At 71.6% G+C, this 14,017-nt stretch carries 11 protein-coding genes; 9 read left to right on the top strand and 2 right to left on the bottom strand.

Annotation, left to right across the window (positions count from 1 at the left end):
• Positions 1–133 precede the first annotated feature (133 nt).
• The 8 genes from glf to CHC11_RS23695 all read left to right on the top strand — a co-directional run bounded on the left by glf (position 134) and on the right by CHC11_RS23695 (position 12,115).
• Positions 134–1,303 (top strand): UDP-galactopyranose mutase, encoded by a 1,170-nt coding sequence (gene glf, locus CHC11_RS23730; RefSeq protein ID WP_089314002.1) that lies wholly within the window; start codon positions 134–136, stop codon positions 1,301–1,303.
• Positions 1,300–3,357: a glycosyltransferase gene (locus CHC11_RS23725; RefSeq protein WP_245919651.1), complete on the top strand. Its 2,058-nt coding sequence runs from the start codon at positions 1,300–1,302 to the stop codon at positions 3,355–3,357. The genes glf and CHC11_RS23725 overlap by 4 nt, the downstream gene beginning before the upstream one ends.
• Entirely contained in the window at positions 3,354–4,223 is an 870-nt protein-coding gene (locus tag CHC11_RS23720) for an ABC transporter permease (protein WP_089314001.1), read from the top strand. The genes CHC11_RS23725 and CHC11_RS23720 overlap by 4 nt, the downstream gene beginning before the upstream one ends.
• Before the next feature lie 3 nt (positions 4,224–4,226).
• On the top strand, positions 4,227–5,057 hold the full coding sequence (locus CHC11_RS23715) for an ABC transporter ATP-binding protein (protein ID WP_245919650.1): 831 nt from the start codon (positions 4,227–4,229) through the stop codon (positions 5,055–5,057).
• Positions 5,058–5,120: 63 nt separating this feature from the next.
• Positions 5,121–7,796: an HAD family hydrolase gene (locus CHC11_RS23710; protein ID WP_089314000.1), complete on the top strand. Its 2,676-nt coding sequence runs from the start codon at positions 5,121–5,123 to the stop codon at positions 7,794–7,796.
• Positions 7,786–8,874, top strand: coding sequence for a class I SAM-dependent methyltransferase (locus CHC11_RS23705; protein ID WP_218826220.1), 1,089 nt, complete (start codon positions 7,786–7,788; stop codon positions 8,872–8,874). Before CHC11_RS23710 ends, CHC11_RS23705 begins: the two co-directional genes overlap by 11 nt.
• Before the next feature lie 72 nt (positions 8,875–8,946).
• On the top strand, positions 8,947–9,837 hold the full coding sequence (locus CHC11_RS23700; protein WP_089313999.1) for a class I SAM-dependent methyltransferase: 891 nt from the start codon (positions 8,947–8,949) through the stop codon (positions 9,835–9,837).
• Positions 9,838–10,081: 244 nt separating this feature from the next.
• A complete protein-coding gene (locus tag CHC11_RS23695) occupies positions 10,082–12,115 on the top strand; it encodes a hypothetical protein (RefSeq protein ID WP_089313998.1) in 2,034 nt (677 codons plus the stop codon).
• A gap of 327 nt (positions 12,116–12,442) precedes the next feature.
• On the opposite strand, the gene CHC11_RS23690 is transcribed toward CHC11_RS23695, so the two are convergent.
• Together CHC11_RS23690 and CHC11_RS23685 are read right to left on the bottom strand one after the other, a co-directional pair.
• Positions 12,443–12,631, bottom strand: a complete 189-nt coding sequence (locus CHC11_RS23690; RefSeq protein WP_089313997.1) for a DUF397 domain-containing protein — start codon at positions 12,629–12,631, stop codon at positions 12,443–12,445.
• On the bottom strand, positions 12,622–13,539 hold the full coding sequence (locus CHC11_RS23685; RefSeq protein ID WP_179278967.1) for a helix-turn-helix domain-containing protein: 918 nt from the start codon (positions 13,537–13,539) through the stop codon (positions 12,622–12,624). The genes CHC11_RS23690 and CHC11_RS23685 overlap by 10 nt, the downstream gene beginning before the upstream one ends.
• Before the next feature lie 37 nt (positions 13,540–13,576).
• Between CHC11_RS23685 and CHC11_RS41550 the strand changes: the two genes are divergently transcribed.
• A complete protein-coding gene (locus tag CHC11_RS41550; protein WP_179278966.1) occupies positions 13,577–13,975 on the top strand; it encodes an ATP-binding protein in 399 nt (132 codons plus the stop codon).
• Positions 13,976–14,017: the final 42 nt, after the last annotated feature.

Raw genomic sequence — 14,017 nt, 5'->3', positions numbered from 1 at the left:
CGATCCTTGGCTTCCTGCGCCGGTACCGAACGAACCCCGGGTATCTTAGCCGCATTCCGTACATAGGGATCCGGCCGGCGCCCCCGTGCGGCCGGATCCCCGCTCCCCGCACGAGTCGGATGGACGCCGTCCAGTGAACGTTGATCTCGTGGTGGCCGGTGCCGGGTTCTTCGGTCTCACGGTCGCCGAACGATGCGCGGCCGACCTCGGCCTGCGCGTGCTCGTGCTCGACCGCCGCGACCACATCGGCGGCAACGCCTACAGCGAGGCGGAGCCGGAGACGGGCATCGAGGTGCACCGCTACGGCGCGCACCTGTTCCACACCTCCAACGAGCGGGTGTGGGAGTACGCGAACCGGTTCACCGCCTTCACCGGCTACCGGCACCGCGTGTACTCCACCTACAAGGGCCGGGTCTACTCCATGCCGATCAACCTCGGCACGATCTGCGAGTACTTCGGCCGGGTCTTCACCCCCGGCGAGGCGCGCGCGCTGATCGCCGGGCAGGCCGCCGAGATCAGCCGCCCGGCCAACCTGGAGGAGCAGGCGATCTCGCTGATCGGGCGCCCGCTGTACGAGGCGTTCATCCGCGGCTACACCGCCAAGCAGTGGCGGACCGACCCCCGCGACCTGCCCGCGGAGATCATCACCCGGCTTCCGGTGCGCTACACCTTCGACAACCGGTACTTCGACGACACGCACGAGGGGCTCCCGGTCGACGGCTACACCGCATGGCTGGAGCGGATGGCCGACCACCCGGGCATCGAGGTCCGGCTGAACACCGACTTCTTCGACCTGCGGGACGACCTCGTCGGCAACGTGCCCGTCGTCTACACCGGCCCCCTTGACCGCTACTTCGACTACGCCGAGGGCGAGCTGGGCTGGCGGACGCTGGACTTCGAGACGGAGGTCCTGCCGACCGGCGACTTCCAGGGCACCCCGGTCATGAACTACGCCGACGAGGACGTCCCCTACACCCGGATCCACGAGTTCCGGCACTTCCACCCCGAGCGTGCGGGCTACCCGTCCGACCGGACGGTCATCATGCGGGAGTACTCGCGGGCCGCGGCGCGCGGCGACGAGCCGTACTATCCCGTCAACACCGCCGCCGACCGGACCCGGCTGCTCGCCTACCGCGAGCTGGCCGGCCGCGAGGACGGCGTGCTCTTCGGCGGGCGGCTCGGCACCTACAAGTACCTCGACATGCACATGGCCATCGCCAGCGCGCTCACCATGGTCGACAACCGGCTGCGTCCCCATTTCGGCGAGGGCTCGCGTCTCACTAGCGGAGGTATGGACGAGTGACCGAACACGCCGAGGCGCCCGGGGAGTCCGGCGCCCCCGGACCGCGGGTCCTGCAGCGCGTCGTGATGCCGGTCGACCGCGACCTGGACGTCCTCAAGCTCTACGTCGAGGGCGAGATCGCCCGCGGAGCCGACGCCCTCGCAGCCGAGGCCGCAGCCGAGGCCGGGACCCGGGCGGACGGGGGCGAGGGCGTCGGCCGGCGCAGCGTGGTCGTGCCGGTCGGGCGCCGGGTCTCGTTCGCGACCTACTTCAACGCCTTCCCTGCCAGCTACTGGCGCCGCTGGACGTCGGTGGAGGAGGTCGTGCTGCGGGTCCGGGTGCGCGGCCAGGCCACCGTCATCGTCTACCGGTCCAGCGCTAAGGGCCACGTCCAGCGCGTCGACTCCGTCCGCGTCGACTCCGAGACCTCCCGTGAGGAGACGTTCCGGTTGACGCTGCGCCCGTTCATCGACGGCGGCTGGTACTGGATGGACGTGCTCGCGGGCGAGGGCAACGCCGTCCTGGAGCGGGCCGACTGGTGCGCCGACACGAGCGCCACCGGGCCCGTCCGGCAGGGGCGCGTCAGCCTGGGCATCACCACGTACAACCGCCCGGGCTTCTGCGTCGACCAGCTCGTCGCGCTCGGCGGCGCACCCGAGGCGCTGGACGTGGTGGACGCCGTCTACGTCGTCGACCAGGGGACACAGCGCGTCCGCGACGACGAGGGCTTCGAGCGCGCCGCGGCGTCGCTCGGACCGAAGCTGCACGTCATCGAGCAGGGCAACCTCGGCGGCTCCGGCGGCTTCTCCCGCGCGATGGACGAGACCCTCAAGGCCGGGACCAGCGACTACGTCCTGCTCCTGGACGACGACGTGGTCACCGAGACCGAGGGCGTCCTGCGCGCCGTCGCGTTCGCGGACTTCGCCCGGACGCCGACGATCGTGGGCGGCCACATGTTCAACCTGTTCGTCCGCTCGCAGCTGCACGCCTACGGCGAGACCATCGGGCGGTACCGCTGGTGGTGGGAGGAGGCCCCGCACACCAAGCGCGAGCACGACTTCGCCAAGCCGCCCGACCCGAGCCCCCGCGCGCGGACCAGCTCCGGCAGCCTGCTCAAGACGAAGTGGCTGCACCGGCGCGTGGACGTCGACTACAACGGCTGGTGGATGTGCCTCATCCCCACCGACGTCGTCCGCAAGGTCGGGCTGTCCATGCCGATGTTCATCAAGTGGGACGACGCCGAGTACTGCGTCCGCGCCGGCGAGGCGGGCTTCCCGACCGTGACGCTGCCGGGCATGGCCGCCTGGCACGTCCCCTGGCAGGACAAGGACGACGGCATCGACTGGCAGGCGTACTTCCACGAGCGCAACCGCCTGGTCACCGCCCTCATGCACTCGCCGTACGAGCGCGGCGGCAACCTGCTCAAGGAGAGCTTCATCATCTCGGTGAAGCACGCGCTGGCCATGCAGTACTCCACCGCCGAGCTGATGCTGTCGGCGATCGAGGACGTGCTGACCGGGCCCGAGCACATGCACGCGGGGATCGGCTCGAAGCTGCCCGAGATCCTCGCGTTCCGCGCCGAGTTCCCCGACGCCCGCAACCGCGCCAGCCACGAGGAGTTCCCGCAGGTCCGGCGCGCCAGGCCGCCGAAGCGCGGGCGCGGGTTCAAGCCGCCGAGCGGCACGGTGAACGTGCTCGCGAGCGCGATGCTCGGCACCGTCAGGCAGCTCCGCCCGGTCGAACCCGGATCGCGCGGCAACCCGCAGGCCGTCGTCCCGCACATCGACCGGCACTGGAGCCTGCTGTCGCAGGTCGACAGCGCGCTCGTCTCCTCCGCCGACGGCACCAGGGTGGCCTGGTACCAGCGCGATCCGGAGCGCTTCCGGACGTTGCTGCGGCGCACGTCGCTCCTGCACGCCCGGCTCGGCCGCGAGTGGCCGGAGCTCAGCCGCCGCTACCGGGCCGCGATGACCGAGATCGCCTCCGCCGAGGCCTGGCGGGCGACCTTCGAGGCCGCGGGCCCTGGCGGGGGAGCCCCTGGCGGGGGCGGCCCGGACGGGGGCGGGCCCGGATGACCGTCGCGCCGGTCCGCGCCGACGAGGGGCTGCGGGCGCCGGGAGGCGACGGCGGCCTGCGGCGGACCTTCCGGGAGAAGTACCTGCTGCGGCTGCTGGTGCGCCGCGAGCTCAGGGCCCGCTACAAGGGCTCGCTGCTCGGTCTCGGCTGGTCCTACGTGCGGCCGGCCGTGCACTTCGCCGTCTACTTCTACGTCGTCGGCGTCTTCCTCGGCATGGGCGACCGGGTCGAGAACTTCCCGGTCTACCTGTTCGCGGGCATGGTCCTGATCAACCTGTTCACCGAGACGCTGCACTCGGCGACCCGCTCGGTGACGGGCAACGCCGCGCTCGTCCGCAAGGTGTTCCTGCCGCGCGAGCTGTTCCCGACCGCGTCGGTGCTGGTCTCGCTCGTCCACTTCCTGCCCGGGATGATGATCCTGCTGGGCGGGGCCGTCGCCGCCGGGTGGCGGCCGGGCCCCGCGGAGCTCGGCGCGGCCGGGTACGGGTTCGCGATCGTCCTCGTCCTCGGTTTCGGGCTCGGGCTGCTCTGCGCGGCCGTGAACGTGTTCTTCCGCGACCTGGAGCAGGTCGTGGACATCTCCATGATCGTCATCACCTGGTCGGTGCCGATGATCTATCCGTGGACCCACGTCCGGACGCACGCGCCCGGCTGGGTGCTGGACCTCTACCTCGCCAACCCGCTCGTCAGCGCCGTCTCCCTGTTCCAGCGGGCCTTCTGGCCCCCCGGGGCCCGCGGCGACTTCGCGTTCCCGCCCCATCTCTTCGCCCACGCCGGCTTCTCCCTGGCCGTCAGCGTGCTGGTGTTCGTCGCCGGGCACGCGGCGTTCTCCCGCATGCAGGCGCGCTTCGCGCAGGAGCTGTAGCCGTTGACCACCTCGCACCCCGCCGCGTCGATCGTCATCGACCGCGTCACGAAGAACTTCACGCTGCGGCACGCGCGTTCGATCAAGGAGATGAGCGTCCGCGCGTTCCGCGGGCAGCCCCTGTCGGACCGGTTCCGGGCGCTGGACGAGGTGAGCCTCACCATCGGCCAGGGCGAGACCGTCGCGCTCATGGGGCTGAACGGGTCCGGCAAGAGCACCCTGCTCAAGCTGATCTCCGGGGTGATGCGCCCGGACAGCGGGTCGGTCCTCGTCCGCGGCCGCATCGCCGGGCTGATCGACGTGGGCGCCGGCCTGCACCCCGAGCTGACGGGCCGCGAGAACGTGCTCCTCAACGGCGCGATCCTCGGTATGCCGCAGGCCGAGATCGCCCGCAAGTTCGACGCGATCGTCGAGTTCTCCGGCGTCGAGCGCTTTCTGGACGACCAGGTGAAGTTCTACTCCTCCGGCATGTTCATGCGGCTGGCCTTCTCGATCGCGGCGCACACCGAGCCGGACGTCTTCCTCATCGACGAGGTGCTGGCCGTCGGTGATCCGCCGTTCCGGGAGAAATGCCTGGACCGCATCCGCGAGCTGCGCGGCGAGGGCCGGACCATGGTCGTCGTCGCGCACGACATCAGGATGCTCGTCGGGCTCTGCGACCGCGGCGTCACCATGCGGCAGGGCCGGGTGATCTTCGACGGGCCGACGGCGGAGGCCGGCCGGCTGGTCCGCGAGGACCGCGCCGCCCGCCGCGCCGCCTCGCAGGCCGGGAGGGCGGCCGGGACGACCGCCGCACCGGGAGTTTCCCGGGGAGGCGGAGATATCGGTGGATAGGGTGTCCCGAGCCGCGGCCGGGGGCCGCGCATGCCGGTGCAGGACCAGGGGAGAGGTGCGGCGTTGACCAAGCAGGAGTCCGGCAGCCCGTTGCTCGACGACGTCCACCGCGTCATCGCCGACCGGGCGTGCGCCGTCCTGTCCCTGGACGTCTTCGACACGGTGCTGTGGCGCCGCGTGCCCCGTCCCACCGACGCGTTCGCCCTGCTCGGTTCCCGGATGCGGGAGGCGGGCCTCTGCCCGCCCTGGGTGACGGACGCGACGTTCCGCCGCGTGCGGATCGCCGCCGAGGACACCGCCCGCCGCGGCCGCGACGCCCTCGGCACCGAGGTCTCGCTCTTCGACATCTGGCGCGCGATGCCGGACGGGATCTTCGGCGCCGCGCCGCTGGAGGAGCTGGTCGAGGCCGAGGTCCGGCTGGAGCGCGAGCTGACCGTCGTGGACCTGGACGTCGCGGAGGTCGTCAGGGCGGCGCGCAAGCAGGATCTCCAGGTCGTCCTGGTGTCCGACACCTACTTCACCGAGGACCAGCTCTCCCGGCTCCTCGACCGCCCGGAACTCGGCCCGATGGACGGCGTGCGCGTCTTCCGCTCGAACCAGCACGGCACCGGCAAGGCGTCCGGCCTCTGGGACATCGTGCTGCGCGACCTCGGCCGCGGCCCGGAGCAGATCGTGCACGTCGGCGACCACGAGATCGCCGACCACGAGGTGCCCCGCCGGCTCGGCATCCGCACCGTGCACTACCGCAGGCTCGACGACCCCTACCTCGACGTGCTGGGACGCGAGAAGGAACCCGTCCGGCCGTTCGACGACCACGCCCCCGACCTGGACGACCGGCACGGCGACTTCGGCCTCACCAGCCTGCGCGCCAAGGCGGTCCACTCCGGCGTCCCGTTCACCACCTCCGCGCTGGACGTCGCGTGGCGCTACGGCGCGGGCGTCCTCGGCCCGGTGCTGGCCGGCTTCGCCGAATGGGCGGCCTGGCGTGCGCACGAGACCGGCACCCGCCGGCTGTGGTGCCCGATGCGCGAGGGCGAGCTGCTCTCCCGGCTGATCAACGAGGCCGCCGAGGCGCGCGGCTGGGACGTGCGCGCCGCCCCGGTGTGGCTGTCGCGGTTCACGACCTCGCTCGCCGGGCTCGACCCCCACGACACCGCCGCGGTGCACGCCTTCGTCCGCACCGGATACCGGCTGACCGTCCGGCAGGCGCTGTCGGTCCTGGAGCTGCAGCCCGGCGACGTGCCGGGCCTCGCGACCGAGCTGGACACCGTCATCGACAACGGCGACATCGCCGAACGGGTCGCCCGCGCCCTGACCGAGACGCCGCACCTGTGCAACCGGCTCGCGGTGACCGTCACCGCCGCCCGCGAACGCATGATCAAGTCGCTGCGGGACGCGGGCGCCCTCGGCGAGGACGCGCTCGCGGCGGGCGAACTGACGCTCGTCGACCTCGGCTGGGGCGGGACGATCCAGCGCCAGCTCGCCCGCGCCCTGGAGATCGCCCGCATCGGCGTCAGGCCGGCCGGGCTCTACCTGGCGACCGACGGCCGGGCCGAGCGCGTCCACATGGCCGGCCTGCGCGCCGAGGGCTACCTGGCGCAGGCCGGGCACCCGGCGCACGTCGCGGCGACCGTCACCCGCAGCCCCGAGATCGTGGAGCAGTGCGTCAACGCGCTGTGCGGCTCCCTCATCGGCTACACCGAGGACGGCGCGCCGGTCCTCGGCCAGACGGCCGACTCGCCGTCCCAGAACGCCGAGCGCCGGACCGTGCAGGACGGCGTCCTGGCGTTCCAGCACACGTGGAACAGGTACGTCGCCGCCTCGGGCGGCGCCTGGCCGGACCTCGCCCGCCCGCCGGCGGCGCGGAACCGGCTCGCGCGCATCCTGGTGGCCGCGCTGGAGTCGCCCACCCCCGACGAGGCCGCCGTCTTCGGGAACTGGACCCACGAGGACAACTTCGGCTCGTCCCTGGTCACCACGCTGCTGCCCGCCGACCTCAAGGCGGCCGTCCCGTACCTGTCGCCGGGCGACCTCGGCGACCTGCACATGCGCGACTCGTTCTGGCCCGCGCTGATCGCCGCGTCCGACACCGGGCTCGGCGCCATGGCGAGGGCCGTCGCCGACGGCGCCATCGACGCGGAGGCGTTCGACCCGTCCGGCGAGAAGCACGAGACCCGGCTGCGGTTCCGGACGGCCGACGACCGGTGGCACGAGCCCGTCCGGCACCGCGTCCGGATCAACCACAACGGCCTGTCGTTCTCCCGGCTGTCGTTCGAGCACCACGACACGGTCGACATCTCCCTCGCCATCCCCGGCCGTCCCGCGATCGTGCGGGTCGACTGGATCGAGGCCAGGGTCATCGCCGGCGGGCGCCGGCGCGAGCAGGTGCTGCGCTGGGACAAGCCGGAGGACTTCGTCGGCCTGCACTACGCCGACTGCCGCTACCTCGGCGGCAACCTGATGGAGTTCGACACCTCCTACGCGGCCGTGTGGCTCCCGCTGGCCCGCCGCGCCGGGGTGCCGGCGGTCTCGTCCGGGCAGATCTCGATCGCGTTCGCGATGCTGCCGCAGTCGGCGACCGGCATGGCGCCGCGCATGCCGGTCGACCGCAAGGCCGAGCGGGCCGCCCGGGCCGCGCGGCTCACGGAACGCTTCCGCGAGGAGTACCGGGCCGCCGGCGTCCGGGGCATCGCCGCCGGAGCCGGACGAGTCGCCAGGAGGAAGCTCGGTGACACGTGACTTCGGGGCGGCCGTGACCGGATCCCCGGACGACCCGCACGAGCAGGCCCGCGCCGCCCGGGAGCAGCCGTTGCTGCTGCACTCGATGGCGGTGTTCCGCGAGCTGTTCGAGACGCTCTTCCGCTGCCGCGACGTCGCCGTCGTCGTCGAGGTCGGCGTGGAGTCTGGGCAGGTCAGCGCGCTGTACGCCGACCTCGGCGCGACCGTCCACTGCGTCGAGCCCGCGCCCGGCGACGAGTTGCGCGCCGTCCTGGACGGCGATCCCCGCCTCAACCTCGTGGAAGGGCCGTCCCCCGCCGTCCTGCCCGATCTGCCGGTGGCGGACCTCTACATCCTGGACGGCGACCACAACTACGCGGTCGTCCGCGACGAACTCGCCTGGATCATGGCGAACGCCCCGGACGCCGTGGTCGTCCTGCACGACGTGCTGTGGCCGTGCGGGCGCCGCGACTCCTACTACCAGCCGTCGCCGGTCGCGCCGCGGGACGCGCACCCCGCCACGACCGACGGCCCGACGGTGTGGCACGACGAGCTCACCCCGGCCGGGTTCGTCGGCGACGGCGCCTACACCGTGGCCGAGCGGGCGGGCGGACCCCGCAACGGCGTCCTCACGGCCGTCGAGGACGCCCTGGACGAGGCAGGCGACTGGCGGTTCCAGATCGTCCCGGCCGTGTTCGGGTTCGGCGTCCTCGCCAGGGCGGGCGCGCCCGGCACGGACGCCGTCTTCGACGCGCTGCGGCCCTACACGTCCTCGCGCCTGCTCGCCGCGATGGAGAACAACCGCATCGCCCTCTACACCCGCGTCCTGCAACTGCAGTACGAGGCGGCGGCCCGCACCGAGGACGCCACCCGCCTGACCGAGACCGTCAACGCCCAGCAGCAGGAGATCGCGCGCCTGACCTCCGACCTCGACCGCTCCAGAACGGAGAACGCGGCCAGGAGCCGGGAACTGCAGCGGCTGCGCGACGCACCACCCGCTCCGCCGCCCGCTCCGGACCAGGAGCTCGGGGCGGCCGTGTCCAACCTCGGCCGGGCGCTCTCCGCCCGCATCCGCAAGACGCCGGAGTCCCGGCCGTGACGGCCACCGCCACCGCAACCGGCGCGGGTTCCGCGGGCAGGGACGCCCCAACTCCAGGAGAGGGAGCAGGCAATGACGAACTACGTCTCGACCGTGGCGATGCACCGGGCCACCTGGGGAACCTTCCTCGAACCTGACGCGAGTCTCGCCGGCGTCGAGAACCTGCACGAGGCCTTGCACATCCCGATCCAGGGAGGGCACCGCGCCGTGTTGGAGAAATTCGTCGGCAGGAACGCCGTCTTCGACCGCACGGCGGCCCGGATCGAGAACGCGGAACTCGTCTACGAGGACCAGTGCAGCGCCTATCACTACTACGACCTGTTCTGCTGCGTCGAGCGTTGCCACGGGGAGCTGACCAGGCTGGTCGACCTCGGGGTCTTCATGGGCGGCTCCTCGGCCATCCTCGCCGGCTGCATCGAGCCGATGGGACTCGAACTCGACCTCGTCGACGTCAACGACGCCTACCTGCGGTTCACCTACGAGCGGCTGCACCGCATCTTTCCCCGCGCGATGACGCGAGTCCGCATGTTCCACGGCGACCTGCCGACCTATGTCGCGAGAGTGCTGGACGCCGAGCCCCAGACGCGCGCCATGGTGCACCATGACGGTGCGCACAGCTTCGACCAGGTCGTCCGGGACCTGAGTTCGCTGTTCTTCGTCCGTGACCGCGTCAACGGCTTGGCGATCCAGGCCACCCACCTGCGTGGCGAGATCCAGAACCTCAACTTCGTCGACGCCGCCGTCCACGCGATGTTCGGCGTGGGGGTCAAGTACGAGCCGCTCGGCGCGAACTTTCCGCCCGACGCGCCGGTGACCGTCCCGAACAGGTGGGACGGGAACTACTTCCTGGCCGACGCGCCGGAAGGGATGTACATCCCGTTCGACGGCGTGGAGTGGAAGTACCCGCATCCCACGATGGAGCTGGACGCCTTCATGCCGGTGAAGGCGGCCCCCGCCGGCTGACCGTGGCCGGATGCGGCCATCCGTGCGCGGCGGCGTGTCCGATCTTTCCTGCGGGCTGACCTGGTGACCGATTTGACGAGCGAGAGGGGCCGTCCGCGGGACTGTTCCATTGAACGTGGCGCGGGAACGCGGGAAGCTCTTTACCCTGTGCTGTGTAGGAAACCGACCGTAAGCAACCGAACCGGCCACCCCCAGGCGTTCCACACATTCCCGCGACTCCCAGGGGTCTCTCGACGTGACGGACATGGCGAGCGGGGCCGCGATGGCGCGGCTCACACAGGCCGACCGCGTCTACGTGGGCTGGCGCTACGCGCAGGTGCACCCCGACCCGGGGCCGCCCCCCGACCGGCCTGAGGAGCCGGCGCGCGCTCCGCTGCCGCCGCCCGCGCGGCGGCCCGGCGAGGACATGGCCGGACGGCCGCTGCGCATCGCGTTCGCCGGCACGCTGGTGTTCGTCGCCCTGTTCCTCGTCTGCGGCGTCGCCGGGGTGATCCCGTGGGCGTTCGCCGCGGTGGCGCTGCTGGCGTGCGCCGTCGTCCTCGCCATCACCGGCGGCGCGCTGTGGCGGGACGAGCGGGGCGTCCGCGAACGGATAGCCCACGAGCGGGACGCGGAGGCCCGCGAGCGGGCCGCCCGCGAGCGGGCCCGCCGGAAGGCCGACGAGGCCTACGCCAAGGATCGGGCCGAGTGGGAGCGCCGCCAGTCGGCGTACGAGGGCCAGCGCGAGTGGTACCCGGTGGCCGTCCCGCCCGGGGTCGACCGGGTGGACGTCGTGGGCGGGACGCTCGCCGGGTGGTCCGCGGCCGTCACGACGATGGGCGCGGCCAGGCTCGCGGTGGGCGCGAGGCTGACCGTCATCGACCTGTCCGAAGGTGCGGTCGCGCACGACCTCCTGCGGCTCGCGGCGGACCGCGGCGACGACCCGCTCGTCTGGGTCCTGCCCGCCGACCTGCCGCGCCTGGACGCCACCCGCGGCCTGAACCCCGAGGCGCTCGCCGACGTGCTGTCCCTGGTCGTCAGCGCGGGCGAGGAGGAGGGCGGCACCCGCGACCTGTCGTTCGACAACTCGATCCTGGAACGCCTCATCGAGGTCCTCGGCCCGGACACCACGATCCCCAGGATCACCGCCGCCCTGCGCGTCCTCGCCCAGGTCGGCGACCCCCGCGACGACCTGCGGAAGGGCCTGCTCACCGACGAGCAGCACGAGCGCATCGCGACCCTCTTCGGCCGCGACGCCACCGACCGCATCGTCGTCCGCCGCGCGTGGGCGCTGGAGGCGCAGCTCCGCAAGCTGGAGAAGCTCGCCACCGAGCCCGTCCGCCTGCCGCCCTCGCGCCTGCACGTGGTGTCGATGGACCGGCGCGCCGGCGTCCTCACCAACCGCATCCTCGGCACCTACGTGACGACCGCCCTCACGCACCGGATCCGGGAGGCCCCGCCCGGCGGCCGCTGGGACCACACCCTCTTCCTGTGCGGGGCCGAGAAGCTGCGCGGGGACGTCCTGGACCGCCTCATCGACGCCTGCGAGGCGACCGGGACCGGGCTCGTCCTCATGTACCGGTCGATCCCCGGCCACGTCCGCGAGCGCCTCGGCCGCCGCGGCCACGCCGCCGTGGGCTTCATGCGGCTCGGCAACCCCGAGGACGCCCGCGTCGCCGCCGAGCACATCGGCGCCGGCCAGCCGCTGCTCGTCGCGGAGATCACCGACTCGGCCGCCGAGACGCTCTTCGACGTCGCCGGCGAGACCTACGCGAGCACGGTCGCCTACGCCCGCCCGCGCGGAGACGGCCTCACCGACCCGGTCTGGTCGCCGCTGCCCGCCCCCGCCGCCGACGACTCCGTCCTGGTGGAGGGCATCAGCTCGGCGACCGCCTGGGGACGCACGGTCGCCCGGCCCCGCCCGAGCAAGCAGCGCTTCCGCGAGCTCCTCATCGAGCCCCCGCAACTCCAGGAGCTCCCGCCGACCGCCATGGTCTTCACCCACTCGGGCGCGACGGGCCGCCGCACCCTCCTGGTGGACGCCAACCCCGGCATCATCACGCTGCCGACCGCCCACTCGATGGAGTTCGAGGAGTACCTCCGCGAGCAGCAGCAGGCCCCGGAACCGCCCGAGGCCGACCCGCCTGAACCCGCAAAGCCTCCTGAACCTCCCGCGCCGCCGCGCATCCAGAAGGCCCGCCACGCCCTCCCCAGAGGCACGGCCCCCCGCCAGGCCCGCAAGGTCCCACCCCTGAAGCCAAACGGCCGCCACAAAGCCAACCCGCCGTCCACCCCCTGACGCCCTCTCACGGCGCCGGGCACCACCAGCGCACCACTCGACGCCGCGCTGTCTCTCGAATGCCGCCGGTGACTTCCTCGGTGCCCATTACAACGGCTCCGCAACGCGTCAAGATTGACGCATCCCTCAGTGCCAAGGAACCGCGCTTCACATCGCCGAATGTGTGGAACTTCTTCGCCGGGGCGGCTCAGCAACCCTGGCAGGAGGTTCGATGCCCCAAGTCGCGGCCGGTGTTCACGGTTCATCGAGAAGCACCGTAGATAGCTTGAGCACGGGGTCAACGAGTCCTTCCATGATTCGCTCTGGGAAGGGGGAAGGCGGGGTGAATCAGTGGGTTGTGGGGGTGGAGTTCACGGCTGTGCGCAGGGTTTTGCGAGTCAGCAGGAGGACGGGGCCGTCCGGGTCCTTGCTGTCTCGCACCGCCACCGCGCCGGCTGCGTCCGTCAGCTCGACGCAGTCGCCGCCGTTGGAGCCGCTATGGCTGCTCTTTCGCCACCTGGCGTCGCTCAGCTCCATTTTTCCTGGGCCACCTTCCTGATCAGTTCACGCGACATCTGTTCGGTGAGTGCCTGCGAACGGAGGGCGACCAGGGTCCGTGCAACCGCAGACAGGTCTGCGGGGTCGTCGGTCGTGAGCGGACGGATGGCTGTCTCGATGTACGCCACTTCGCTGCGGTCCGCCATCGTCGCGACCACGAACGCGCCCATGTTGCCGTCATGTTCGCCGCTTCCCAACAATACTTGAATCGTGATGTTGGGCCACGAGCTCATCTCGATGAGGTGCTCCAATTGTTCTCTCATCGTCTCCCCGGTTCCGACCAGCCGGTAGAGCGCTTGCTCGTCGATCAGGACCACATAGAGCGGGGGTGGCAACTCGTCGTCTCGCGGGTCCTTGAGAATCTTTTGGCGATCGATGCGGGCGTTCGCAGCCTCCTGGTTGCCGTGCAGGATCGCCAACGCGTAGGCGGGAGTCTGGACCAGGCCGGGGATCACCGAGTGCTGATAGGTGATCAGCATGGCGGCGTCCGCCTCGATCCTGGGCCAGTCGAACCAGATCGGGACGGGGTGGCCGTCCTTGTTGGGGTCCTCCCATAAACCGATGAGAGAGCCGCCTGCTTCCAGGTGCTCGTCCACGGCCACGACGAACGCGCGTGTGGCGCGCTTCTTCCCGTTCTCGATCTTGCTCACCTGCGGGCCACTGACCTTTGTGACGTGAGCGATGGTCTCCTGTTTGACGTCTCTGACCTCACGCATCCGCCGCATCTGGCGGCCGAACGCGATGAGGGCGGGGGACTCGCTGGGACGACGCTGGCGACGTGGGGACATGTCGTCTGCCTCTCGGGGGAAGGTGCCCGTCCTGAACTCGATCTTCCGTTGTCTGCCACCTTGCTGCGGCATCCGCATCCTAAGCGGAAAGTAGCTCATCGTGTGTCCACAAGCACACACGGTGAGGAGATCGATCATGGGTGGGGCGGCGCGGTACGAGGACGAGATGGTGCTGAAGAACGACCTCGCGGTCGTTGCCGAGGTGCGGCGGTTCGTTCGGCTGGTCACCGGTCGGTGGGGCGTGGACGACTTCGTGCCGTGCCTGGTGGCGAGCGAGCTGGTCACCAACGCTTTCTGCCACGCGTCCGCGTCCGATGATGATGTGACGTTCCGGATCGGACGCACCGACGATGGCGCGCTGTGGATGGAGGTCCAGGACGCGAGCTGCGACCTGCCCCGCATCCAGCGCGCGGACACCGTCAGCGAGGTGGGCCGGGGCCTGTTCATCGTGGACCAGTTCTGCCGCTGCTGGGGCGTCCGTCCCCTGGCCGGCAATGCCGGCAAGGTCGTCTTCGCAGTTCTCGACTCCTCATGAAGACCAGCGGAGGGGCGGCCTGCCGGCGCACGCTCCCAGCCC

Origin of the sequence: Actinomadura mexicana (assembly GCF_900188105.1) — a bacterium.
GTDB classification, from domain to species: domain Bacteria; phylum Actinomycetota; class Actinomycetes; order Streptosporangiales; family Streptosporangiaceae; genus Spirillospora; species Spirillospora mexicana.
The sequence above is the reverse complement of the archived record's forward strand: the minus strand, read 5'-3'. Positions and strand labels throughout refer to the sequence as shown.